This window comes from Sporosarcina sp. HYO08 (genome assembly GCF_001563475.1).
In the GTDB taxonomy this organism is placed as follows: domain Bacteria; phylum Bacillota; class Bacilli; order Bacillales_A; family Planococcaceae; genus Sporosarcina.
In genome coordinates, this window is record NZ_LPUT01000001.1 from 63,295 (window position 1) to 87,560 (window position 24,266).

General features: G+C 41.5%; 24 protein-coding genes and 1 other annotated feature. Of the genes, 17 read left to right on the forward strand and 7 right to left on the reverse strand.

All coding sequences use genetic code 11. From position 1 onward, the window contains the following. Window positions 1-74: 74 nt before the first annotated feature. The 6 genes from AU377_RS00295 (at window position 75) to nhaC (ending at window position 6,966) form a co-directional block, all read left to right on the forward strand. A complete protein-coding gene (locus AU377_RS00295; RefSeq protein WP_082731864.1) occupies window positions 75-1,565 on the forward strand; it encodes a catalase in 1,491 nt (496 codons plus the stop codon). Between the two features lie 125 nt (window positions 1,566-1,690). Further along, a complete protein-coding gene (locus AU377_RS00300) occupies window positions 1,691-2,488 on the forward strand; it encodes an ABC transporter ATP-binding protein (RefSeq protein WP_067402380.1) in 798 nt (265 codons plus the stop codon). Window positions 2,489-2,715: 227 nt separating this feature from the next. Then, window positions 2,716-3,240: a cytochrome C oxidase subunit II gene (locus AU377_RS00305; protein ID WP_067402383.1), complete on the forward strand. Its 525-nt coding sequence runs from the start codon at window positions 2,716-2,718 to the stop codon at window positions 3,238-3,240. A gap of 16 nt (window positions 3,241-3,256) precedes the next feature. Then, complete coding sequence (locus AU377_RS00310; RefSeq protein WP_067402386.1) at window positions 3,257-4,735, forward strand: cbb3-type cytochrome c oxidase subunit I; 1,479 nt, start codon at window positions 3,257-3,259, stop codon at window positions 4,733-4,735. Between the two features lie 38 nt (window positions 4,736-4,773). Continuing rightward, window positions 4,774-5,340, forward strand: a complete 567-nt coding sequence (locus AU377_RS00315; protein ID WP_067402389.1) for a hypothetical protein — start codon at window positions 4,774-4,776, stop codon at window positions 5,338-5,340. 180 nt (window positions 5,341-5,520) lie between these two features. Continuing rightward, entirely contained in the window at window positions 5,521-6,966 is a 1,446-nt protein-coding gene (gene nhaC, locus AU377_RS00320) for a Na+/H+ antiporter NhaC (protein WP_067402390.1), read from the forward strand. Between the two features lie 303 nt (window positions 6,967-7,269). On the opposite strand, the gene AU377_RS00330 is transcribed toward nhaC, so the two are convergent. Continuing rightward, complete coding sequence (locus tag AU377_RS00330) at window positions 7,270-8,520, reverse strand: hypothetical protein (RefSeq protein WP_067402396.1); 1,251 nt, start codon at window positions 8,518-8,520, stop codon at window positions 7,270-7,272. Window positions 8,521-8,605: 85 nt separating this feature from the next. Here AU377_RS00330 and AU377_RS00335 point away from each other — a divergent pair, with 85 nt between their 5' ends. Next, window positions 8,606-9,718 (forward strand): mandelate racemase/muconate lactonizing enzyme family protein, encoded by a 1,113-nt coding sequence (locus AU377_RS00335; RefSeq protein ID WP_067402401.1) that lies wholly within the window; start codon window positions 8,606-8,608, stop codon window positions 9,716-9,718. Further along, window positions 9,715-10,398: a hypothetical protein gene (locus tag AU377_RS00340; RefSeq protein WP_067402403.1), complete on the forward strand. Its 684-nt coding sequence runs from the start codon at window positions 9,715-9,717 to the stop codon at window positions 10,396-10,398. The genes AU377_RS00335 and AU377_RS00340 overlap by 4 nt, the downstream gene beginning before the upstream one ends. Before the next feature lie 40 nt (window positions 10,399-10,438). Here the strand turns inward: AU377_RS00340 and AU377_RS00345 are convergent, their stop codons facing one another. Then, on the reverse strand, window positions 10,439-11,200 hold the full coding sequence (locus tag AU377_RS00345; RefSeq protein ID WP_067402406.1) for an NRDE family protein: 762 nt from the start codon (window positions 11,198-11,200) through the stop codon (window positions 10,439-10,441). A 263-nt stretch (window positions 11,201-11,463) separates the two neighbouring features. Between AU377_RS00345 and AU377_RS00350 the strand changes: the two genes are divergently transcribed. The 6 genes from AU377_RS00350 (at window position 11,464) to AU377_RS00370 (ending at window position 16,114) form a co-directional block, all read left to right on the forward strand. Continuing rightward, a complete protein-coding gene (locus tag AU377_RS00350; protein ID WP_067402408.1) occupies window positions 11,464-12,150 on the forward strand; it encodes a Crp/Fnr family transcriptional regulator in 687 nt (228 codons plus the stop codon). A gap of 338 nt (window positions 12,151-12,488) precedes the next feature. Then, a complete protein-coding gene (locus AU377_RS15415; RefSeq protein WP_156450342.1) occupies window positions 12,489-12,644 on the forward strand; it encodes a hypothetical protein in 156 nt (51 codons plus the stop codon). A 14-nt stretch (window positions 12,645-12,658) separates the two neighbouring features. Then, complete coding sequence (locus tag AU377_RS00355; protein ID WP_067402410.1) at window positions 12,659-13,120, forward strand: cytochrome c oxidase subunit II; 462 nt, start codon at window positions 12,659-12,661, stop codon at window positions 13,118-13,120. Between the two features lie 14 nt (window positions 13,121-13,134). Continuing rightward, window positions 13,135-14,832 carry a cbb3-type cytochrome c oxidase subunit I gene (locus AU377_RS00360; RefSeq protein ID WP_067402412.1) on the forward strand — a complete coding sequence of 566 codons (1,698 nt, stop codon included), beginning with the start codon at window positions 13,135-13,137 and terminating at the stop codon, window positions 14,830-14,832. Window positions 14,833-14,921: 89 nt separating this feature from the next. Further along, window positions 14,922-15,563, forward strand: coding sequence for an SCO family protein (locus AU377_RS00365; RefSeq protein WP_067402414.1), 642 nt, complete (start codon window positions 14,922-14,924; stop codon window positions 15,561-15,563). Continuing rightward, complete coding sequence (locus AU377_RS00370; protein ID WP_067402416.1) at window positions 15,560-16,114, forward strand: hypothetical protein; 555 nt, start codon at window positions 15,560-15,562, stop codon at window positions 16,112-16,114. The genes AU377_RS00365 and AU377_RS00370 overlap by 4 nt, the downstream gene beginning before the upstream one ends. A 27-nt stretch (window positions 16,115-16,141) precedes the next feature. Here AU377_RS00370 and thpR read toward each other — a convergent pair whose 3' ends face one another. After that, window positions 16,142-16,693 (reverse strand): RNA 2',3'-cyclic phosphodiesterase, encoded by a 552-nt coding sequence (gene thpR, locus AU377_RS00375; RefSeq protein ID WP_067402419.1) that lies wholly within the window; start codon window positions 16,691-16,693, stop codon window positions 16,142-16,144. 118 nt (window positions 16,694-16,811) lie between these two features. Between thpR and AU377_RS00380 the strand changes: the two genes are divergently transcribed. Beyond that, the gene (locus tag AU377_RS00380) at window positions 16,812-17,600 is read left to right on the forward strand and encodes an HAD family hydrolase (protein WP_067402422.1); all 789 of its coding nucleotides are present in this window, start codon (window positions 16,812-16,814) and stop codon (window positions 17,598-17,600) included. Window positions 17,601-17,797: 197 nt separating this feature from the next. On the opposite strand, the gene serA is transcribed toward AU377_RS00380, so the two are convergent. The 3 genes from serA to AU377_RS00395 form a co-directional block, all read right to left on the reverse strand. Further along, window positions 17,798-19,384: a phosphoglycerate dehydrogenase gene (serA, locus tag AU377_RS00385; protein ID WP_067402425.1), complete on the reverse strand. Its 1,587-nt coding sequence runs from the start codon at window positions 19,382-19,384 to the stop codon at window positions 17,798-17,800. Beyond that, window positions 19,381-20,541, reverse strand: a complete 1,161-nt coding sequence (locus AU377_RS00390; protein ID WP_067402428.1) for an alanine--glyoxylate aminotransferase family protein — start codon at window positions 20,539-20,541, stop codon at window positions 19,381-19,383. Before AU377_RS00390 ends, serA begins: the two co-directional genes overlap by 4 nt. Window positions 20,542-20,605: 64 nt before the next feature. After that, window positions 20,606-20,839: a binding site (T-box leader), on the reverse strand. A 77-nt stretch (window positions 20,840-20,916) separates the two neighbouring features. Next, window positions 20,917-21,900, reverse strand: coding sequence for a M23 family metallopeptidase (locus AU377_RS00395; RefSeq protein WP_067402431.1), 984 nt, complete (start codon window positions 21,898-21,900; stop codon window positions 20,917-20,919). Window positions 21,901-22,050: 150 nt separating this feature from the next. Between AU377_RS00395 and AU377_RS00400 the strand changes: the two genes are divergently transcribed. Together AU377_RS00400 and AU377_RS00405 are read left to right on the forward strand one after the other, a co-directional pair. Continuing rightward, the gene (locus AU377_RS00400; RefSeq protein ID WP_067402434.1) at window positions 22,051-22,368 is read left to right on the forward strand and encodes a thioredoxin family protein; all 318 of its coding nucleotides are present in this window, start codon (window positions 22,051-22,053) and stop codon (window positions 22,366-22,368) included. 30 nt (window positions 22,369-22,398) lie between these two features. Further along, a complete protein-coding gene (locus AU377_RS00405; protein ID WP_067402437.1) occupies window positions 22,399-23,124 on the forward strand; it encodes a gamma-glutamyl-gamma-aminobutyrate hydrolase family protein in 726 nt (241 codons plus the stop codon). 128 nt (window positions 23,125-23,252) lie between these two features. Here AU377_RS00405 and AU377_RS00410 read toward each other — a convergent pair whose 3' ends face one another. Continuing rightward, window positions 23,253-24,107 (reverse strand): carbonic anhydrase, encoded by an 855-nt coding sequence (locus tag AU377_RS00410; RefSeq protein WP_253724343.1) that lies wholly within the window; start codon window positions 24,105-24,107, stop codon window positions 23,253-23,255. Window positions 24,108-24,266: the final 159 nt, after the last annotated feature.

Here is a 24,266-nt window from a genome sequence, read left to right on the forward strand (position 1 = left end):
TATTTTGTTTTCGGTTTTGTTATCATTAGAATTGTATCTAGATAATAATCATTATTATGTAGGAGTGATAATAATTGAGTAAACAAGAAAATAACAAAAGAAGATTAACGACGGCTGCGGGGGCGCCGGTGCCGGACAACCATAATTCCATGACAGCGGGACCAAGAGGACCGATGTTGCTGCAAGACGTTTGGTTCTTGGAAAAAATGGCGCATTTTGATCGCGAAGTGATTCCAGAGCGCCGGATGCATGCAAAAGGTTCAGGAGCTTACGGGACTTTCACAGTGACTCATGATATTACAAAATACTCAAAAGCTAAAATCTTCTCGGAAATCGGCAAGAAAACAGATATGTTCATTCGTTTTTCCACAGTAGCCGGCGAGCGCGGGGCAGCCGATGCTGAGCGTGACATTCGAGGATTCTCAATGCGTTTTTATACAGAGGAAGGAAACTGGGATATTGTTGGAAACAATACACCTGTCTTTTTCTTTAGAGATCCCTTACATTTCCCTGACTTAAACCATGCTGTAAAACGTGATCCACGTACAAACATGCGTAGTGCTAATAATAACTGGGATTTTTGGACTTCCCTGCCAGAAGCATTGCACCAAGTTACGATTGTTATGAGTGAACGTGGTATTCCTAAATCTTACCGTACAATGCATGGCTTTGGGAGTCATACATTTAGTATGATCAATGAAAACAACGAGCGCGTTTGGGTAAAATTTCATATGCGTTCACAGCAAGGCATTGAGAATTTAACGGATGAAGAAGCGGCGGAACTGGTTGGAGTAGACCGCGAAAGCCACCAGCGAGATCTCTATGAAAATATTGAAGAAGGCAATTTCCCAAAATGGAAAATGTATATTCAAGTGATGACAGAAGAAGAAGCAAACAATATGCCGTATAATCCATTCGATTTAACAAAAGTTTGGTATAAAAAGGATTTCCCATTAATTGAAGTCGGCGAATTTGAGTTAAATCGAAACCCTGATAACTATTTCGCGGAAGTAGAACAAGCGGCATTTACACCGGCAAACGTTGTGCCTGGTATTGGCTTTTCACCGGATAAAATGTTGCAAGGGCGTCTATTTTCTTACGGCGATGCGCAGCGTTACCGCTTAGGTGTAAATCACCATCAAATTCCAGTGAACCAGCCAAGATGTCCATTCCATAGCTTCCACCGTGATGGTGCGATGCGTGTAGATGGCAATATGGGCAGCACGATCCATTATGAACCAAACAGCTATGGCGAATGGAAGCAGCAGCCGGAATACAAAGAGCCGGCACTTGATCTGTTCGGAAATGCCGATCGTTGGAATTTCGAGGAAGATGATGACAACTATTTCGAACAGCCTGGTAAACTCTTTAACTTGATGAGTGATGAGCAGAAACAAGTATTGTTTGAAAATACGGCACGAAATATTGGGCCTGCTGAGAAATTCATTCAACTTCGTCATATTATGCACTGCTACAAAGCAGATCCAGCTTATGGGCAAGGCGTTGCAGAAGCACTTGGCATTACTTGGGATGAAGTAGAAGCCGCAATTAGTTTAGAAGATTAAATGACATCAAAAAAACCGTCCGAAAATTTAGGGAATACCCTGAATTTTAGGGCGGTTTTTTCGCATCTTTCCAACCATTCATGTAATATGAAAGGAACGTTAATTGGCAAAGTGGGGGATTTGGAATGAATAACATTATTTCAATTGAAAATGGGATGCTTAGAAAAGGAAATAAGGAAATTTTACAAGATATTAATTGGACGATACAAGAGGGGGAACATTGGGGGCTGCTAGGATTAAACGGGTCCGGTAAAACGTCGTTGTTGAATATCATTTCCGCCTATCAGTTTCCTTCATCGGGTGAAGTGCATGTGCTTGGCAAACAATTTGGCAAAACGAGTTTACCTGAACTTAGAAAAGAAATTGGTTTTGTCAGCAATTCGCTAGATCGATTTGCGCAGTTTTTTCAAAATGAAACGGTTGAAAGAATCATCGTCAGTGGGAAATTTGCTAGTTTTGGCATTCACGAGAAAGTATTGCAGGAGGATTGGGAAAGGGCTAATGCCTTACTTGAACAGTTACGCTTAACCCATTTGAAAGGGAAGTCTTATCAATTATTATCAGAAGGGGAAAAGCGCCGTGTCCTTATTGCGCGATCCATTATGAGCGATCCAAAAATGCTTATATTAGATGAACCTTGCTCGGGATTGGATATATTGTCCCGCGAACAATTTCTTCAGTCCGTTAACCAAGTGATTGAAAATAAATGTCATGTTGTTTACGTGACACATCATATAGAAGAGTTGGTGGAAGGAATTTCCCATGTTTTGCTATTAAAAGATGGCAAGATCGTTGCTGCTGGTCCGAAAAAGGAGGTATTGCAAGAAGATTTGTTAAGTGAAACGTTCCAAGTACCGGTGCGGATCAACTGGGAGGATGGCCGCCCATTGTTAGGAATAAATAAAACGCCCATGGGTATTTAATCTAAATAATCTGTTGACAAACATGTAGGGCAACTCCCTCATGTTTGTTTTTTTATTCCCTGCCATGGAAACCTTGCTAGGATGACCTCTGCGAACCAGTTGTGATAAAAATCACAGCCCTTTCTGGAAATTGTCCGTACGATTAAATTGTCATGGTTTGGTAACAATTCACTTGATTCAGTTTAGTTGGAAGTATGTGCTTAACCATCAAAGGAGGATGTAGACAGATGATTCAATTCATTGCATGGGTCGTAAGTTTATTCTGTATGTTGGCCATTGCGTTTGTTTTCGTATTTGTCGCATTGAAATCCGGCCAGAGAGAGAACTACGAACCAATCGTTAAAAAATGGTATAAGGTACGGAAAGTGTATGGCATTTCGCTCGTTGTTTTGATAGCGATTGTTAGCGTTTACACATTAAGAAATCTTCCGTACAACCAGCCGGTTTACGGAAAAGGAATTGAACCGATCGTAGTAGGTGTCGAAGCGTTTCAATTTGGCTTTGACATTAGCCAACGTGAATTTAATGTGGGCGACTCTGTAGAATTTGATGTGACAACGGCAGATGTAACGCATGGTTTTGGCATTTACGATGAAGACATGAACTTGATTGCCCAGACACAAGCAATGCCAGAGTATACGAATACCGTATACATCACCTTCACAAAACCAGGAACTTACCAAATCTTATGTCTCGAGTATTGTGGTCTGGCACACCACATTATGGTCGATCAGCTCGTTGTAAAAGAATAGGAAAGGAGCAGGAAGGATGGGGGCAAATACTGTTTTAAAGACAAGAAATAATCAAGTCGTTTTACAGCTTATTATTTCTGGGGTTGTCATCGTCGCAATGATCGTTTTTGGCGTAATTATGTTACTGGCGCAAGGTGGGGTAATCGAGCTTAGCGCTGCGGCATTTTATCAAATGTTAACAATACATGGAACCGGTATGATCGGTGCGGCGGCTTTGGCAGGCAGCGCAGTGATGTGGTATTTTCTCGATCATTATGTCAATTTATCCAAAAAAATTTTTAATACAAATCTAATTTGCTTTTTAATCGGTGTTGTGATGGTAATCATCGGTGTGTTTTCTTTTGAATATGCAAGTGGGTGGACATTTTTATATCCACTTCCGGCGTTATCGGCAGGCGCATGGGGAACAGTTGGCGCACTGCTTTACCTCGGCGGCATGCTGCTTATAGGGGTTGGCTTTTTATTATTATTTATCGATACGGGAAGGGCAATTATTCAAAAATACGGAAGTCTAGGAAAAGGGCTCGGCTGGGATGTCATTGCTGGGAAGAAATCCGAACTGGATGCACCGCCGGCAGCTGTTGTAGCGAGTACAATGGTGACAATCGTGAATATTTCCGCTTTAACGGCAGGAGCGACAGTTCTTGTTATGAATATTATTAATGTCGTGAATCCAGCAATTACATTTGATCCTTTACTTGCGAAAAACTTAACCTATGCGTTTGGTCATATTTTTGCTAACTCAACCATTTACATGGCAGTCGTTGCGGTGTATGAAATTTTATCACGGGCGACGAATCGACCTTGGAAATCTAATAAGCCATTTTTAATTGCCTGGACGTCGTCAACGATTTTAACAATGATTGTCTATCCGCATCATTTGCTGATGGATTCTGTGATGCCGAAATGGATTTTAGTTATGGGGCAAGTCTTATCTTATGCAAACGGATTGCCAGTCTTAATCATTACCGCATACGGCGCATTAATGATCGTCTATAAATCTGGCATTAAGTGGGAAATGCCATCTGCTCTGATGTTTTTATCAATGTTCGGTTGGACTTCGGGGGCGATTCCTGCAATTGTTGATGCGACGATTGTCGTTAACCATGTCATGCACAACACGAAATGGGTGCCGGGTCATTTCCATTTGTATATGGGGCTTGGGGTTGTCGCGATGGTATTCGGCTTTATGTATTATTTAGCTAAAAACGATAGCAGCATTCAAACAAATGGCATGGATCGATTCGCTTTCGTCGTTTATTTATTATCCATGTTGGGCGTAAGCGGATCGTTTCTTGTTTCGGGTGCAATCAGTACACCAAGACGTTTTGCAACACATATTCCAGAGTGGATGGGCCCGGCACAATTTGGCGCCTACTCCGGTATTTTAGTTGCCCTTGCATTGTCTATTTTTATCATTCATTTTGTACGTTATCTTGTTGTTCGAAGAAAGGCATTGCCTACAACCGGACGTGCGCAGCAAGGTATGATTTGAAATAAGTGGCGCAACAATCGTGAAAGGAGAGTTTCAAGATGAAACAAATGATTGGCGGGGGGATTTTGTTTCTATTGTTAGGAATTCCTTTTACGATTGTTTTTTTGGAGTCGATGATGGTGATCCATATGCTCGTTCAAATCCCATTGCTCATACTTGCGGGGTGGTTGATGGGGGCAGGCGTGCTACAAAAGTTCCCACGTTTTTTTGCAAATTGGAATGGCAATGGCGTTTCGGGTATTTTACTAGTATCGATTATTTTAATGTACTGGATGCTACCGCGTGCGATGGACGAAGCATTGTTAGGCGGTTGGATAGAATTGTTTAAATTTATTAGCCTGCCCGTTGCTGGACTATTCATTAGAGATAGTTGGACTAAACTAAAAACGAATGGAAAAAGCTTTGTTTTTTTAAACTTCCTGTCGATGTTTGGATTAATGGGCTGGTTATACATGGATGCACCGATTCAATTGTGCAACAATTACTTGGAGTTAGAGCAAAAAGCATTGGGCTGGGGGTTTTTGGCCATTACGTTGGCGATGATTTTATATTTGTTACAGAACGTTTTTATGGATCATTCTGGCAGGGAGCACGAACCATTATGAAGGAACACGGAAGAGGCTGCGATCTTCCGTGTTTTTCTTTTTCAGGGGTGAATTGAAACCGTTTACATCTTTTTGTGAAAACTGATTGACAATTTTCTCTCTTACAACTATTATGCTAATAACGACTAAATAGCGACACTTATTAATTTTATGAAAACTCTATTCTAGGGGGAGAGTAGGATGGAACGGCAGAGTGAGAAAAAAATTGGTTTTTGGTTAGCTTTACTTCCATTAGCACTCATGATCGTTGTGATGATTATAACAGTTGTCAAGTTGGAGCAAGGGCCTCACATGCCGCTCATCGTCGGAACGTCGACGGCTGCACTCGTTGCGTGGAAGATCGGTTTCACTTGGAAAGAAATTGAGGAAATGATGTATAAAGGGATTCGGCTGGCACTCCCAGCTGTCGTCATTATTATGTTAGTCGGACTCACGATTGGTTCTTGGATGGGCGGCGGAATTGTCGCAACGATGATTTATTACGGGTTGCAAATTATTACGCCATCCTGGTTCCTCGTTGCGATTTGCCTCATTTGCTGTATCGTTTCACTTGCAATCGGGAGTTCTTGGTCAACGATGGGAACGATCGGTGTCGCAGGAATGGGAATCGGTCTAAGTATGGGGATTCCGGCAGGGATGATTGCAGGTGCGATTATTTCTGGGGCATACTTTGGAGATAAAATGTCCCCGTTATCCGATACAACGAACTTAGCTGCCGGATTAACTGGAACGGACTTATTTGACCATATTAAACATATGTTATACACGACAATTCCGGGTCTAGCGATCGCACTCGGTGTTTATACATTTTTAGGGAATAAATTTGCGACATCGAAAATGGAAGCAGTTGAAATCGCGCAAACGGCGAAAGTTTTGCAGGAAAGCTTCCTTATTTCACCATGGTTATTGCTTATTCCATTGGCAGTCATTGTACTTGTCGCAACGAAAGTGCCTGCTGTTCCGGCATTGATCATCGGAATTATCTTAGGATTCTTATCTCAAGTTTTCGTACAAGGAGACACACTTGTTAGTGGTCTTGAAGCATTGCAAAGCGGTTTTACGATCGCTACGGGGAATGAAATGGTCGATGCACTTTTCAATGGCGGCGGATTGGATTCGATGATGTACACCGTTTCTATGACGATCGTTGCGATGACTTTCGGCGGTATTTTAGAGTTTTCTGGCATGTTGAAGGCATTGATGGAACAATTAATGAAAATTGTAAAATCTACAGGTTCTTTAATCGCATCAACGATCGGTGCTTGTTTCTTGACGAATGCATCTTGTTCAGAACAATATATTTCTGTCGTTGTTCCGGCGCGCATGTTTAGTAAAGCGTACAGGGAGAAAGGACTTCATTCGAAAAATTTGTCCCGTGCATTAGAAGACGGCGGTACACTTACGTCGGTTTTCATTCCGTGGAATACATGCGGTGTCTTCATCCTCGGAACGCTTGGCGTCAGTGTTGTTCAATATGGACCATATGCAATCTTAAACTTAGTCGTTCCGCTTATTTCGATTTTCTACGCGATGACTGGTTTAACAATCGTGAAGTTAACGGAACAAGAGAAGAAAGAACTGAAAGAACAAGAACTGAAAAACGAAAATGTTGGTTTAGAATCCTGAATGAAAAAAAGAGTCTCTATGGAGGCTCTTTTTTGGCTTATTTGTTAGTTTCACACGAAAATGAGTAATTGATCGCAAAAGTATCACTTTCTATGATGGGCATGCCGCCTGTTGCAAAGCATCTTTCCACTGCGAGGTTAATTTCTTGATTATTAAAATACGAGAGCGAGCAAACTGAAAATGACAAACCAATAAAAGTTAAAGTACTTATTGTTATGATCAGATTTTTTCTTTTCACCAGGCAGACCTCCTATCTCTCTTTTAACTATAGCAGATTTGCTAGGTCATGAAAGCTATGCTCCCTCATCTATACATCGCAAAATTCAATTCATATAAAGCCCGTGGCCGTCCTTGTTTATAAGCCATTTCTTCTCCAACGATTTTGGCATACTCAAACGCAACAAGTTTCTTTAACATACGCTCCGCCGTTCTGCGCGTGACGTTCAAATAAAGGGCTAAGTCATTCGCTGTAAATTGCTTCGTTTGACGTGATTGGTTAAATAGGATGAGCTTTGAAATGTTCGTTGAACTAAGCTTTGTTTTCTCTGCCATTTCAACAAGGAGCGGTTCGTGCACTTTTAACGCGATTGTCTGCGGGTCTTGTGGAAATGGACCGTGCAGCTTTTTTTGCGAATCCAATACATAAAAGCCAGATGCATCGTCCAAATGGTCAAACTGTAAGGCAAGCCGCGCATTTTCAGTCGCTTCGATAGAGGTTTCTCCGCAGCCGAAAGCAAGTTTCATTTGTCCTGCATATTCTTTTAACAGCATTAAGAATGCCATGTCTTTCAATGAAGCGTCAATATTGCCCATCGTTGTGAATAGAGAATAAACACCTTCATTGTCGGTTGTATGTGCCTGCAAGTTAACTGTTAATTGTTGAACGAACTTTGCGGGGAGTACTTCTTCCGTTTTACTTTTCACCATTCCAACCGCAATTTGTGCAGCTTTACTTTTATGTAAAATGGCTTTCTGCTTCGCTTCTTCAATACAACGCAAAATCGAACTGGCTGGGTCGATCATTTTAAAAGTGGGAATATTACGCAAGGCAAGCTGTTCATAGACGGCATGAATACTTGTAACGGCCATTTTTACTTGTCCGTTTGTAAATTGTTCCTCATGAAAAGCAGTCACTTCTTCGACAGCTGCGTGGCGATCCAATACATGGACAGATGGCAAAGCAATTGCCTCGTTTAAATCATGCCAAATATGTTGAAGATGTTTTTGATCACGAATATCTATTGAAATTTCACTCATGTTTAGTTTTTTCTCCGCGGACATTCGCAGCAGTGTTAAGACAATCGCTGTCTCGTCTTGTTGTAAATAAACGATAGGAACTGAAATGGCTTGCAGTGCTTCTTTTGCGTAGTGATACGGCAGTGAGCCTGAGAACAGTATTGCATCGCAAGGTTTTAACGTCCGAATGAGACCTGCCGCTTCTTCCGGTTTTTCATATATATAAGATTCGAGTGCAAGATCTGTTAAATTTGACACAAGTTGTTCAGCTCGTTCACAAAAATCTTTTGGACCAATCATGGCGATTTTTATAATCAAAAATTTCTCCTCCATATATAGCGACTATTTAACGACAATGATACAATGGGTCATGAGAATTGCCAATAGAAAGGAATAGAAAAAGATGAAAATAACTGAAATTGAAATTTTTGCAATCCATTTGCCTTTATATGAACCTTTCATCATTAGCTATGCAAGCTATGATTATATGCCTTCTATCATTGTGAAAATCACAACGGACACTGGACACGTCGGCTACGGGGAAGGGGTAGCGGATGAACACGTGACAGGGGAAAGCTGGCATAGCACGTTTGAAGTGTTGAAAAATACACTTGCGCCAAAACTGATCGGTCAAAATCCGATTCAAATGGAAAAAATCCATGAAATCATGGATGCTGAAATTTACGGTGTACCAACTGCGAAAGCTGCGATCGACATTGCGTGCTACGATGCAGTCGGGAAAGCACTTGGTGTTCCGGTTTATGATTTGCTTGGCGGAAGATACCATGAAGAATTTCCGATTACGCACGTACTCAGCATTGCATCGCCAGAAGATATGGCGAACGAAGCGGAAGAACGTGTGGCGGCAGGATACCGTTCGTTGAAAATGAAAGTCGGCACACGAGTGATGGAAGACGTGAAGCGAATTGAAGCGGTTCGTGAACGTGTTGGCGAAGAAATTGCGATTCGCGTCGATGTGAATCAGGGATGGAAAAATAGTGCCAGCACGTTGCAAGGACTCAAAAAACTTGAGCATTGTGACTTGGACTGGATCGAACAGCCGGTACTTGCCGATGATTTTGACGGCATGGTAGAAGTGAAGTCGAAATGTACGGTGCCGGTTATGATTGACGAAGGATTGCGCAGCAAGCGTGAAATGCGTGAAATTATTGCGAAACGTGCTGCGGATAAAGTGAACATTAAGCTGATGAAATGCGGTGGTATTTACCCAGCGACAAAACTTGCCCATATGGCAGAAATGGCTGGCATTGAATGCCAAGTCGGATCGATGGTTGAATCGTCCGTCGGTTCAGCAGCAGGTTTCCACGTTTCATTCGCGAAAAAAGTCATTACGAGCGTGGAATTAACAGGACCATTAAAATTCAGTAAAGATGTCGGCAACTTGCATTACGACGTGCCGTTCATCCGCTTGACAGACAAGCCCGGTCTCGGCGTCGATGTAGATGAGGAAGTGTTGAAAGAATTGACGGTGTTTTCAGAGAAGGTGAGCGGATGAACGAAAAGCATGTATTGAAAAATGGAGCAGAAATTTCGATTCGTCGATTGGCTCCTGAACAGTTGAAGGAAATCATGGCATTACAAGAAAAAGTAATTGCCGCGTTAACGACAAATGCAATTTTACAACCTTTGTCAGAAGAGGAGTTTCTTCATATCTTACAGGGCAATGGGCAAATGATCGGCGCTTATGATGGGAATCGGCTTATTGCGTTTCGTGCGATGCTGGATCCAGGAAATGACAAGGAGCATTTGGGCATTGATGCGGGACTTACAGCAGATGAGCTGTCTCTTGTTCTCTACTCGGAAATTTCGAATGTGGATCCGGCATATCGCGGCAATGGGCTACAGCAGTTGCTTGGGAAAATTATTTTTGGGGAAGTCGATCCCAATCGCTACCGCTATATTTGTACAACAGTTGCCCCCTATAATATCGCAAGCTTAAAAGACAAGTTTGCACAAGGAATGCAAATTGTTTCTCTTAAAATGAAATATGGCGGAAAGCTGCGTTATATTTTAATGAAGGACTTAATGCATTCTTCTAGTAAGAAGGGGGATCAGGAATCCCATCTACTGCCGATGGGTGATACAGAAGGCCAGCAACGTCTGCTTGAAGATGGATGGTTCGGTGTAGCGATTGAACAACAGCACGGAGAATGGATTGTCCACTATAAGAAATAATGAAAACATCTTCAGCCAACCGAATAGCTGAAGATGTTTTTTATGCTTGAAATTCGAAGCGTTTTTCATTAGCAAATGCCCCATTTTGATACGTTCGTTCAACGAATGTGATGGTGTTGTTCTGATCGATCAGCAATACAGAGGATGAGCGTGTACCATATTCCGGCATTTGGATGAATAGTGGAGAGAGAAGGCGTTCGTGATTCAAACCGATCCCGGTGTCTGGCAGTTGCTCATCCGGTGCTTGTTCCTGATCCGTCAATAGGTCAAACAGAACATCAGTGTCAATCGATTTATTGGCGAGCACGTAATTCCGCAAATTGGATCGGCTTTTCAAGGCTTTCGGCCAAGGTGTGTTCAGTAAATGATTGCTAAGAGCATGAGTGCCGGGGGTTACTTTTTCAATAGTTGGCAGTTGGTTAGAATAGTAATAGAGGTCATCCGGATTCCCGACTAAAATGTTAAAACCTGGATAAAGATGTTGGTCTTTTTGTATGTTTTCAAGATAATCTTTCGGTGCAATCTGATTTTTTAAATAGTTACTGACAATTTCACCGCGAGATTTTTCTTTTGGCATCATTTCGGACGGTGCCCGAAAGTTTGTCAGCGCAGCAAATTTCCCCGTTTTTGTTACGCCAAGCCAAGTACCGCCTTTCAATAAATCCCGTCCCGCGAGTATCGTCGGTTCATCTTCCCAAAAATGTGCCGGCGCAGTTGGACGATTATAAAATTCATCTCGATTCGCGGCAACAATCAGTTTATAAATTGGATGTTCTTTCAGATGTAGCGTAATTAAACACATGCACCCGTCCCCCTTTTCCTCTTTGTTAAATCGAATGATCATCTATCACAAATTATAACCATTTCAGCCTGGATCGGAAGTAAATAGCATTTATTAGTTTTGATACTCCTGCAAAGCAACGAGTTTTTCGCATGAATATTATGCTTTCTATAGTATTATTTCTTAAAGACTTGATGATTTTACGCCTTTAAGAAAGTTAAATAGAAGTAAATATGTTAAAATAAGCATATAGTAAGGTGATCGTTTAGGAGGTGCGCATTAATTTGGATCAATTAAAAAACATCGTTAAAAATATCTCGTTATTTAAAGATTTATCCGAAGAGGAAATCGAGCCATTTCTGGAATTAATGAGAAAAAAAGATTATCCAGATAAAAGCATGATCTTTTTACATGACACACCTATCACTCATGTATATATCGTTGCTTCGGGAAAAGTAAAAGTGTTCCGTAATGATTTAGCTGGAAAAGAACAGATTATTTGTGTGAAGCAGCGTGGGGATATGTTCCCGAATGTTGGTTTTTTCCGGAAAGAAAATTATCCGGCGCATGCACAAGCGATTGAAGATACGGCACTCTATTCCATTTCCATTACGGATTTTGAAGCAGTACTCATAGCGAATCCACATATTTCGGTGAAATTATTCAGAATGCTGGGTGATCTCATCGTAGATACAAATAAAAGATTAGAAGAAATGGCCCTTCGCAGTACAAATGAACGCATCCTGTTGCTGTTATTGCGTTTAAGTGAATCGCATGGAACAGAGCAAAAGGATGGGTGGTTAAAGTTAAATACTAAATTTACAAATACCGATTTAGCCAATATGATCGGTACAACGAGGGAATCCGTCAACCGTATGATTTCACACTTGCGGAAAGATGGGAAAGTGAAACAAGTAGAGGGTAGCTATTATATTTATCCACCAAAAATAAAGGAAGAATTAGATCAATAAACCTTCAAATCCCATCGTGGAAGAGTACGTATACTCTTCCACGATGGGATTTTTTTATTCTCAATAAAAAAGCATCCACGTTCGGAAAATTGTCACTTTTATATTTTGCAGAAAAGTCCTCATTAAATTATACCTGTTATGAATTGAGCAATGCTTAGGAACGCCGTAACGAAAGCATTTATAAGCCTTAAGACACTTAGGGGTATTACCGGAGAAATCGGTGTTATTTATTGAAAATATAAAAAGGCTGCGTATGTGAATTTCCTTTGTGATAAATATCACATCGGTGAGAATGATTATCAAATACTATAGAAGTAAGAAGAACACGGAGGTGAAATTTGATGGAAGCAAGAGAAGTGGACATCAAAAAGAAAGCATCAAATCAACCGGAAGAACTATCGCATAGCGGCACAATGTTCTCATTAAGTATTGTTATGGCAATCATCGTATTTACGTATCTTGTTCTCATGTTTGTCTTTAATGCTAGAGTTTAAGGAGGGGAAAGAAAATGCCACGCAGTGAAAAGATCTGGCTTACCTTAAGTTTCGGAATCATTATGGGTTTTATGTTAATCGTTGGTTATCAAGCGTTTGCGCTAGAATTAGGTCCGCCAAGTCACAAGGAAACAATTGATCCGCAAAAAGTGGATGAAACGGCACCATTCGATAACCCGGGTGTTTTTCAAACGGGCGACAATGAATATGAAGTTGTCATGGTTTTGCAAGCATTTAGCTACACACCGCATGAAATCGAAGTGCCTGCAGGGGCTAAAGTAACGTTTACGTTAACAACTAAAGACGTTATCCACGGTTTTCAAATCGCAAGAACAAACGTTAACGCAATGGTAGTTCCAGGGCATATTCAAAAAATTACACAAACGTTCAAAGAACCAGGCGAGTATTTAGTGCTTTGTAACGAATATTGTGGAATCGGTCACCAAATTATGGGGACTACCATCACGGTTAAATAAGGGAGGGACCAAATGTGACAACAGTGAATGTAGGCGCCTCGGAACGATCACTTAAGCAAAAGGTAGAACAGGCATTGGGAGTCGTTGCTGAAGACGCTAAATTATCGAAGTCATATATGACTGTTGCATTTATCGCATTATTGATCGGTGGGTTTTTAGGATTATTTCAAGGGTTGGAGCGCGCAGGACTTATTCAATTACCTTCGTGGTTTACGTATTATCAGGTATTAACAGCGCACGGGATCTTACTCGTACTCGTCTTAACAGCCTTCTTTACAATCGGTTATTTTTACGCAGGGCTATCGCAAGTGCTTGGCGGTATATTGCCCCATGTTAGACGGATGGCATGGATTGGTTTTTGGTTAAAAATTGTTGGGTTTGTTTGCGCGGTTATTCCAATTATTATGAATGACGCAACTGTCATGTTCACGTTTTATCCGCCAATGGCTGCATCCCCATTATTTTATATCGGGCTGGCTTTAATCGTCATCGGAGTTTGGATGTGCGCATTCGGCGCATTTATCAATGTAGCCACATGGAGAAAGCAAAATCCTGGAAAACAAATTCCAATCTTTGCCTTCTTCGCGACAGGTGTATTTGTTCTATTGTTCTTCGGAAGCATCGGCGTTACGATTGAAGTCATTATGCTGATCTTCTGGTCAGCCGGAATTCTTGAAACGATAAACGTTATGGTGAGCCGTACATTGTTCTGGTCTTTCGGTCACACACTCGTTAACATTTGGTACTTAACAGCTGTTTCAGCATGGTATACAATCGTTCCAAAAATTATTGGCGGCAGACGTTTTAGCGATACGTTAACACGCGTCGTTGTCATCCTGCTCGTTATTACAAACATACCAGGTGGATTCCACCACCAAATCGTTGACCCGGGAATGGGAGAAGCACTAAAATACATGCACGTATTTATGAGTCTTGCCATTGGTTTTCCATCTTTAATGACTGCTTACGCAATGTTCTCGGTGTTTGAGCGTACAGGGCGCTTAAAAGGTGGAAAAGGTTTACTCGGATGGTTTAAAAAATTGCCATGGGGCGATGTGCGATTCTTGGCTCCTTTCATTGCGATGGCAGCATTTGCGCCGGCTGGGGCGGGCGGAATCGCTCAAACTACGAACCAATTGAACCAAGTTGTGCATAACACATTATGGGTTGTCGGACATTTCCACTTAACTGTCGGAACATCAGTTGTCCTAACATTTTTCGGAATTAGTTACTGGTTGATTCCACATATTTCAAAACGTGTCCTAACACCGCAAATGAATAGAATTGGGATTATCCAAACAATTATTTGGACAGTTGGTATGCTCTTCATGTCGGGGGCGATGCACTACGTTGGATTACTCGGTTCACCGCGTCGTACATCGTACACAACGTATGGTGACCATGCAGTTGCACTGGGATGGGATCCGTATATGATTCTATTGGCAATCGGCGGCACGTTATTGATCGTCGGCGTCATCATTCAAGTTTACGCAGTATTTAATATGATGTTCTTTGCACCAAAAGGAAAAACTGAATTCCCAATTGCAGAGACTGAAGAAGAGCCGCAAGGGAAAAAACCAGCACTTTGGGCAGATCGTTGGGGACTTTGGATTGTTCTTATGCTATTAGTCGTTTCAATGGGCTATGTCATTCCATTAGTGGATATGATTGTTAATGCGCCTCCAGGTTCACCGCCAATTCGAACTTGGTAATGAACATTCACTAAGAAGAGATAGCTAATCGCAGTTATCTCTTCTTTGCTTTTTTAAAAGGGACAAAATGACAGAAGGAAGTGGGTTTCATGCAAGCAAAAAAACGTCATACGATCGCTGTCATTGTTGTTTTGTTATTCGGGTTTGCACTTTTTTACATCGGTACGGATGGTTTTACGGCCTATACGGCTGAAACGGCTCGGGTTAATAAACTAATGGCGGAAAAGCCGCAGTTTCCTAATGTCACATTTGAGGATAGTAATAAACGACAATATTCAATGGATGAATTTGCGGGGAAGTATGTATTGGCAACATTTATTTATACATCATGTACGACCGTTTGTATTGATTTGGAAATGAATATGTCAGAAGTGTATGACCTGCTCCCAAAACAAATGATCGGCAAGGATATACAGTTTTTAAGCATTAGCTTTGATCCGGAAAAAGATGATCCGGAAACATTGGACACGTATAAGACGATGTTTCCAAATGCGGATGGGGATCAATGGCGCATGACAAGAATTCAAGACCCTAATGAGTTGAAACAATTACTCGACGAATTCGGCGTGATCGTAATACCGGATGAATATGGAAATTACGCGCATAACTCTGCGTTTTATTTGATCGATCCAGAAGGCACTTTAATCGAAGTGATGGATTATACGAAAATCGAAGAAGCTGCGCAAAAGATTGTGCAAATCGTCGGTGATGAAAAGGGTGATTCGCTATGACACAAGCTGGTTATGGACTTGCGCTGTTGCTCTTTTTAGCCATCCCGCCAATCGCGCATTTGTTTGAATCAATTATGATTATTCATATGCATATGCAAATGCCTTTGTTGGTCATTTCCGGATTTTTTATCGCTACGTTTTTTCAAAAAAGGTATCCTGGATTTTTTGAGAAGTGGAATGAAGACGGTATTCCGGGCATTCTTTTATTTTCAATTGTTTTTTCCTATTGGATGATTCCGCGGACAATGGATGAGGCATTGACGGTTCCAGCGGTGGAAGTGTTCAAATTCATCAGCTTGCCATTTTTATGTGGTGTTCCATTGCGGGACAGCTGGTTTAAAATTAGTTTGTTTGTGAAAAAAATCGTGTTCGCAACGTTTACATTACTATTTTTTGCGCTCGGCGTTTTATATATTAAAGCACCTGTTCAACTGTGTAATAATTATTTATTAATCGACCAATTGACACTTGGCTGGGGCTTTTTAACAATGGCGATCTGCTTTATGATTTTTATTGTTTACTATGTTTTTACAGAAAAAGAGGCGACATAAAAAGTTAGAAAAAGCAGCGTGCTTTTTCTAACTTTTTGTCTTTAATGTGAATGTCGCGATTGCTTTATACTTAGGCGTCTGTTGCGGCTCGATTTTAAAGAGCGAGAAAGCATCGACTGGGATGTTAATCGGCTCCATTGTTTCTTTTTGAACCGGATGTTTGTCTTGCGATTTCTTTTTCTTGGCGATCGTTACATGCGGCGTAAATCGATTGTCCGGTTGTAATTGAAGCTGTTTTGTGACCGATTGTGCAATTTCTTTTTGTAAAGCTGTTAACAGATTGTTTTCATCTGCAGCAATATAGACAACCCGCGGACCTGATGCAGAACCGAAAAAAGAGAGTTCGTTTAATCGTAAAGTAAAAGCTGAATGTTGCTCGGCGATGCTTGCTAAACGTTGTTGTAAAGCAGGCAGATCATTGTCATTGACTGAACCTAAAAAGTACAAAGTGATATGCAAATCTTCCACATGCGGGATGACTTTGTAATGTGACCGCAATTGATATTGATCCCGAAAAGCTTCTACTTGTTCTTCTATGGATATTGGCATTTTAATGCCGATGAAGTAGTGTGATTGCACTGGAAATGCCTCCCTTGCTCATTGTCTTTTTATTGTATCCCAAATTTTGTACAATGAATCTGGCGATGATTCAGAATTGCTGTATACTTATAGTCAGAATCAAAGGGGGAAGAGTCGTATGGTGAAAGTTGTGATTTTTGATTTGGACGATACGTTACTTTGGGATCGAAAAAGTGTGGAAACCGCATTTCATGAAACATGTAAACGGGCGGCGCAAGTAGTTGATGTCGATCCGATGGTACTCGAAGAAGCAGTGCGCGATGAAGCGCGAAAACTATATGCTTCTTATGAAACTTTCGAGTTTACGAAGTTAATTGGCATCAATCCATTTGAAGGCATTTGGGGCGTTTTTAATGATGAAGGGGAATCCTTTCAAAAAATGAAAGAGCTGATGCCTGGGTATCGCCAGGATGCATGGACGAAAGGGTTGCAGCGTCTCGGTATTGAAGATGAGGCATTGGGACGAGAGCTTGCGGAGCTGTTTCCAGCAGAACGAAGAAAGCATCCATTTGTTTATGAAGAAACGTTTCGCGTCTTGGATGCATTAAAAGATACATACGAACTCGTATTACTCACAAACGGTTCACCAAGCTTACAGCAAACAAAGCTTGAAATTACACCGGAAATTGCGCCGTATTTCAGTCATATCGTCATTTCAGGCGGCTTTGGGGTCGGTAAACCGGATCCATCCATTTTTGAGCATGTATTAAATACGTGTGAAACAACGGCTGATGAAGCGATCATGGTCGGTGATAATTTATTAACGGATATTTTAGGCGCATCACGTGTGGGGATTCGCTCTGTGTGGATTAACCGTGAAGGCGATGAAATGACTGCCGAACATGCCCCGACGTATGAAATCGATCATTTGGAAAAATTGCTGCCGATTTTGGATGAATTGAAGTAATTGGCAGGGAAAAGAACCTCCAGCGTATTTGTGCGCCGGAGGTTTTTTCGTGTTTGAAATGCGAGTTTCCCTGAATGCTCACTGAGTTCCCCGGAACGTCTCGCGAGTTTCCCGGAAAGCCCGACGAGTTTCCCGAAACGTCTCATGAGTTCCCCTGAACGCCTAATCAGTTCCCCTTAACCAATCTTTTCTTATATTTACAAGTCAATCGGAATGGCGTCGAAGATATCTTCTAGCATCTTCAAGTGTTCCACGTTTTCCTCGTTGACTTGGTTATCGACGGTGAGCATCATAATTGCATTTCCGCCGACTGTGGAACGACCCACTTGCATCGTCGCGATGTTGATATTTTCTTTGGCAAGCAGTGTACCGACACGGCCGATTGCACCTGGCTGGTCGATATGTTTAATGAATAATAAGTGGCCGGCTGGTTTGACATCTACTAAGTTGTTATCGACACGAACGATACGGGCGCCTAAGCCGTTCAGCAAAGTGCCGGCTACGCTTCTAACGCCTTTTTCCGTCGTCGTTTCTACCGTAATTAAATTAGAGAAGCCTTTCGGTGTAGTCGATTTATGCTCATTGACCTTGATGCCGAAACGTTCAGCTAGAAATCTAGCATTGACGTCATTTACGTGATGGCCTAAGTTTCGTTTTAAAATACCTTTCACGGTGTTTCTTGTGAGCGGACGAACGTCGGATTCCGCAAGTTCACCGGAATAGTAGATATTAATTTCTTCAATAACACCTTCTGCTAATCGTGAAACGAAGACACCCAGCTTGTCTACTAAATCGAAGAAGGGTTCGACTTTGGCAAGTGCCTCTTTTGATAAGGAAGGTAAATTGACGGGATTTCGAACTGATCCACCATTCAAGAAATTGACAATGTCTTTACTGACATCGATTGCGACACTTTCTTGTGCTTCGATTGTACTTGCCCCTAAATGTGGCGTAGCAATAACTTCAGGCAAAGTTAACAATTTATGGTCTACGAATGGCTCTGTTTCAAAAACGTCTAATGCAGCACCCGCAACTTTCCCTTCAACAATCGCATCATATAAAGCATCCTCGTCAATAATTCCACCGCGTGCACAGTTAATAATTTGGACACCGTCTTTCATCATGGCAAAGGCTTCTTTATTCAGTAAATGCTTCGTTTCTTTCATTAGCGGCGTATGGACCGTGATAAAGTCAGCGGCTTTTATGATATCTTCAACAGAACCACAGCGAATGCCTAGTTTTTTTGCTTTGTCTTCCGTTAAAAACGGATCGTAAGCAATGACACTCATTCGTTGTCCTTTTGCACGTGCGGCAACTTCTGCGCCAATTCTACCAAGGCCAATGACGCCTAGCGTTTTATTTTTCAACTCTACACCGATAAATGATTTGCGGTCCCATATTTGGTTTTTTAATGAGTTAAAGGCTTGCGGAATTTTACGCGCCAACGCCATAATCATTGCCATTGTATGCTCAGCCGCGGAGTTTGTATTGCCGTCAGGAGCGTTGACGACGATAATGCCTTGTTCCGTCGCGGCATCCAAGTCAATATTGTCGACGCCGACACCCGCTCTTGCGATGATTCGCAAATTCTTCGCGCTTTCAATAATTTCCCGTGTCACCTGCGTTTGGCTTCGGACAACGAGCGCATGATAAGGGGCAATTTTTGCCGCCAATTCTTCAGGTGTATGCTCCGTGTCAATTGTAATTTCAAAACCTTCAGCTTGTCTTAATGGGTAGATGCCATCCTCGCTTAGTGGATCGCTTATTAATACTCTATAGGTCATTCGTTATTCTCTCCTTCTACGTACACTTTTTGTGCGGCAGCAACACCTTGGCCCAGTGTAATCTTTTTGCCGATTTTCACTAAAGCAATTTCAATCATACTAATCGTTTGCAAGATATCTGCAGGGGAGCAGTAGCCCATATGACCGATGCGGAATATTTTTCCGCTAAGCTGCTGCTGTCCGCCCGCAACTGTTAAACTGAATTCTTGTTTTAATAGTTTACGAAATGCATCTGCGTCAAAGTCAATTGGCTGTACGGCCGTTACTGTCGGAGCAGCATCTTTGTCCGTTGCGAGTAACGGGATGTCCAATGCTTTAAACGCTTCGCGTGTCATCTTCATCATGAGCGTATGGCGTTCGTACACTTGCTCCAATCCTTCTTCTTCAAATAGCTGGAGGACTTGTTTGAGTCCGAACAATAAAGAGAGGGCGGGTGTAAATGGTGTCGTATTGTTCAGTAACTGATCACGGTATTTCTTCAAGTCAAAATAAAATCCTCGATGCGGATTGGCTTCAATGATGTTCCATGCACGCTCGCTTGCGGCAATGAAAGTAAGACCGGCCGGAAGCATAAATGCTTTTTGTGAACCAGTTACCATCACATCGATGCCCCATTCGTCCATATTCGTTTCAACACCAGCAACGCAAGAAACGCCGTCTACGATGATCAATGCATCCGATACTTCACGAACAGATTTTGCTAATTGGTGGATAGGATTTAAAACGCCCGTTGACGTTTCGCAATAAGTAGAAAAGATGGCTTTAATATCAGTATGTTGCTGAACAAATTGCTTCACTTTTTCCGGATCAAAAGCTTGCCCCCATTCAACGTCAAGACGGTGTGTTTTGATCGAGTGGGATTCACAGATTTTAGCAAATCGATCTCCAAATGCCCCCGTGACAAGGACTAAAACTTCATCCCCAGGTTTTGCAACATTGACAACAGCAGTTTCAAGTCCAGCCGTTCCACTTCCGGCAACAATGACAACTTCCTCTTTCGTACCAAACACTTTTTTCAATCCTGTTCGAATGTTTTCGAGCATTGCAGTAGCTTCCGGTCCTCGGTGTCCATGCATTGGCTGACCCATCGCTCGTTCGACAGACGGTGGAATAGGTGTTGGACCTGGAATTCTTAAGTATTGCTGATCTTGTAACATTGACATTTCCCCATTTCCTTTAGATTTTATGAAATATAAAAAAAGCCCCTCATCCCTTACTTTCGTAAGGGGCGAGAAGCTTTAATTTGCTCACGCGGTACCACCCTAATTCACTGTCTAATTCAAAACGAAGACAGTCTTCATGAATATGCGTAACGTGCATTTATCGTATAGGCCTACTCAGTGTTCAGCCTATCTATTCCGGAGTGCTACTTTATGCGAAAACCGCTGATTTCCACCAACCATCAGCTCTCTGAAGATTTCCATTCACAAAGTGTGTCTCCATCAAAATAGTTTGATTATTAATTTAAAATTCATAATAACAGATCGGTTTGAAATGTCAACAATATTTTAATTTTTAATGCGACAAATTAATTACTTTCTGTGATTTAGACGATCTTCTCGTTCCCACGAACGTAAGGCAGGATAGGGATCAAAAGCCCATTCAGTACGGCCATTGTATTTATAAATACCATAATGCAGATGCGGTGGGAAACGACCTGAAGTTCCTTCTTTACCATATCCAGAGCTGCCAACATAGCCAATGATGGTACGCGGTGCAACAACATCTCCTTCTTTTAAGTCTTTGTTAAAAGAGGAAAGATGTGCGAAATAATGATAGGAATTATGATTATCGCGGATACCGACACGCCAACCGCCAAATTCATTCCAACCCATAATTTCAATGACGCCGTAAGAAGTAGATTGTATAGGTGTACCGTATCCCGCGAATAGGTCAGTCCCTTCGTGAATTCTTCGGCCGCCCCAGCCGCGGCTTGCCCCCCATGTGCTTCTGTAGGAGTAATGGTGTTGAACCGGAATTGGAAACGCGTGTTCATCCAATGCGATCGTTTTAAATTGCTCGTATAGTTTGGCGATCGTTACGATTTGGTTGACAGTTTCTTCTTTATCGTAATAGGCCATTAAAGCAGATTCAAATGAATCATGTTCGCCCAGGAAAGTAGCCATTGTATGCAAAATATCTTCGGGATGAGTAGCATCCGCCAGACGATCTCCATTTCCATCTAATCCGTAACCATTAAAAAACGCAATAGACTCGATGGAAGTATCCGTACGATCTGGATTTAAAGGACCGACCCAGTAATCAGCGGGGAATTGGATGGCAATGGATCCTTCACTCTTCGGAAGATCATTTCGCACTTGTTGTATGTTCCGTTCATATTGGTCAACGGCAGCTAAATGAAACCAAGGCACTTGGGGACTTTCGAATTGCACATAAAGAGACATCCGCTCGTCCATCAAATCCTCTTCCGGTTTTTTTTCATTTGCCGATACAACCGTATAAAACAGAAATGTCCAGGCAAGTAAATAGATCGGAATCCCAAACAAATGACGCATGTAAAAACCTCCTGTACGATACGTTTCTTTAGAATTCCCTGATTGCTTATTTTCATGAGTATTTCCAGCAAGAAACAAATAAAAAGAAAATGCGGAATTTTTTTGATACAATACTAGAGTAGTCGTTTATTTTACAGAGGAGTGAACAAGATGGAAAAATTGCAGTCAATGGAGCAATTTGAACAACTGAAAAACGAGGAGCGTACAATTTTTATGTTTTCGGCGGATTGGTGTCCTGATTGTACAGTCATTGAGCCGATTTTACCGGGGATTATGGCAGATTATCCGGAATATCATTTTGTCTATGTCGATCGTGATGAGTTTATCGATCTTTGCGCGGAACTAGATATTTTTGGCATTCCAAGCTTCATTGCTTACCATAGCGGGGAAGAAGCGGGCCGATTTGTCAGTAAGGATCGTAAAACACAAGCGGAAATTGAAGCGTTCATCAATAGCTTATCCGCATAGTATAGAGAATAAAAGGGGAATGAGATACGTATGAAACCTGTCATTGGGATTACAACAGATGTGAAAGATGACGGAAGACAGATTTTGAAAAGTGAATACGTTCAAGCAATTATTCGAGCGGGTGGACTACCATTCATTGTACCAGTAGGCGTTGAAGAAAACGCTGCGCAAATTGCGGGCATGCTGGATGGGTTATTATTATCGGGCGGTCATGACATAAACCCGTTGTTGTTTCATGAAGAACCGCATCGTGCTTTAGGGGGCGTATCACCGGAAAGAGATGCGAGTGAACTTGTTCTTGCGAAGGAAATGGCTAAGCTTGATAAGCCGATACTTGGTATTTGTCGAGGGCTTCAAGTGATTAACGTAGCATTTGGGGGGACGCTCCTTCAGGACATTTACAAACAAAGTACTGGTGAGCTAATCCAGCATATTCAACAAGCGCCAAATGATCATGCAACACATTTTGTGCAATTGACGCAGGGGAGCTTACTTGAAACAATCGCAGGGAAAGAAAAGATTGTCGTCAACTCTTTTCACCATCAAGCGTTAAAAGATGCTGCGCCTGGTTTCCGCGTGACAGGAGTTGCTTCCGATGGCATTATCGAAGTGCTGGAAAGTGAAAACCATCGATTTATCCTCGGCGTACAATGGCATCCTGAACAACTTTTGAAAAAAGATGATGCGGTCTCACTTCGCATTTTCGAGAAATTTATTGAGGAATGCAAAAAAGAAAGTCCAGTAACAACTGTTTAAAAAGTAACGGGCTGTCCGAAAAGTCAATTTTCACTGACTTTCTGGACAGCCCTGTTTTTCCTTAAAGGAATCCCCATAGGGTTTTGTTAATTCGCCAATTTCTTTTTTCTGCTATTTCATTAAGAAACCTATTCAGTCTTCTTTTTTACTTCACGTTCGTTTAAAGGTTGGGGAGGTCGATGGTCATCAGGGAAAATTTCCTGAAATTTATCGATTTGTTCTTTAGACATTTCCATAGGGTTCTCCAACAGAACCCATTTAACAACTTCTGAACATGGAGGAGTCGTTAAAGAACCATTATAATGAAATGAATCTTTATCTTTTGGCAATAAGCTCATTAAATCAATGGGCTCTGTCAATTTAACATCTTCTGTTGTTACTTCTGTAGGAATGACGTTCCAAGTCTTTTCAAGATAAGGATTTGCTGCTCCCTCTTTAACCATTAAGCCAAGAACTGCTAACTGATCATTCTCATCCTTATGGACAAAATGTATTTCCATATCAAAATTTTTCCCATTAACTTGGTGTTCACTTGGTGTATGGAAATGGAGTTGTGCTAACTTATATTCCTTATTGTCAACAACAAAAGTGTTATCCAGGGTTGTAGGGTTAGCCTGAATCGTATGTCCATTGTTACTTAAGGAGAACTCAGTAGGTTTATACTTAATATCTAAATTCGCAATTTTTTTATCTTCTATAACTTGTGCAGTTTCGATGTTGATCGGGGACTGCTCTTTCCCGGTTGCACATGCTGCATAATCGGGACTTAAGTCACCCCAATGTTCTGGTCCAGTTTCCCCTTCGTAAGACCAATGGGCTGTATGTGCTTCATTGGATTTTTTCTCTTCTTTGGAAGTATCTTCATTTTTGGAAGTATCTTCATTTGTAGCATCATTTTTAGTGGGTGAAGTAGTCCCACAAGCCATTAGGGATAAAACGAGACAAGACATAAAAAACGAGTAAAATAATTTTTTTACTTTCACAACCTTAATCTCCTTTTTCTAAGTTGATGTAATGAACATAAAAATATCTTACCCCAATTATTTAATATTAATCGTTGTCCCTCTCTTAGTTCATTCGACTGACTTTCATAATTTCTGAAGTTTGTTTGCAGTCTGAAGGGATGGATAAGACCACTATTT

Coding starts and splice junctions, on each gene's coding strand:
- AU377_RS00340 (WP_067402403.1), top strand. CDS start 9,715: ATGAACGAAAAGCATGTATTGAAAAATGGAGCAGAAATTTCGATTCGT.
- AU377_RS00390 (WP_067402428.1), bottom strand. CDS start 20,541: ATGTTACAAGATCAGCAATACTTAAGAATTCCAGGTCCAACACCTATT.
- AU377_RS00400 (WP_067402434.1), top strand. CDS start 22,051: ATGGAAAAATTGCAGTCAATGGAGCAATTTGAACAACTGAAAAACGAG.
- AU377_RS00335 (WP_067402401.1), top strand. CDS start 8,606: ATGAAAATAACTGAAATTGAAATTTTTGCAATCCATTTGCCTTTATAT.
- AU377_RS00310 (WP_067402386.1), top strand. CDS start 3,257: ATGGGGGCAAATACTGTTTTAAAGACAAGAAATAATCAAGTCGTTTTA.
- AU377_RS00380 (WP_067402422.1), top strand. CDS start 16,812: ATGGTGAAAGTTGTGATTTTTGATTTGGACGATACGTTACTTTGGGAT.
- AU377_RS00405 (WP_067402437.1), top strand. CDS start 22,399: ATGAAACCTGTCATTGGGATTACAACAGATGTGAAAGATGACGGAAGA.
- nhaC (WP_067402390.1), top strand. CDS start 5,521: ATGGAACGGCAGAGTGAGAAAAAAATTGGTTTTTGGTTAGCTTTACTT.
- AU377_RS00305 (WP_067402383.1), top strand. CDS start 2,716: ATGATTCAATTCATTGCATGGGTCGTAAGTTTATTCTGTATGTTGGCC.
- AU377_RS00355 (WP_067402410.1), top strand. CDS start 12,659: ATGCCACGCAGTGAAAAGATCTGGCTTACCTTAAGTTTCGGAATCATT.
- AU377_RS00345 (WP_067402406.1), bottom strand. CDS start 11,200: ATGTGTTTAATTACGCTACATCTGAAAGAACATCCAATTTATAAACTG.
- AU377_RS00300 (WP_067402380.1), top strand. CDS start 1,691: ATGAATAACATTATTTCAATTGAAAATGGGATGCTTAGAAAAGGAAAT.
- AU377_RS00315 (WP_067402389.1), top strand. CDS start 4,774: ATGAAACAAATGATTGGCGGGGGGATTTTGTTTCTATTGTTAGGAATT.
- AU377_RS00395 (WP_067402431.1), bottom strand. CDS start 21,900: ATGCGTCATTTGTTTGGGATTCCGATCTATTTACTTGCCTGGACATTT.
- serA (WP_067402425.1), bottom strand. CDS start 19,384: ATGACCTATAGAGTATTAATAAGCGATCCACTAAGCGAGGATGGCATC.
- AU377_RS00365 (WP_067402414.1), top strand. CDS start 14,922: ATGCAAGCAAAAAAACGTCATACGATCGCTGTCATTGTTGTTTTGTTA.
- AU377_RS00370 (WP_067402416.1), top strand. CDS start 15,560: ATGACACAAGCTGGTTATGGACTTGCGCTGTTGCTCTTTTTAGCCATC.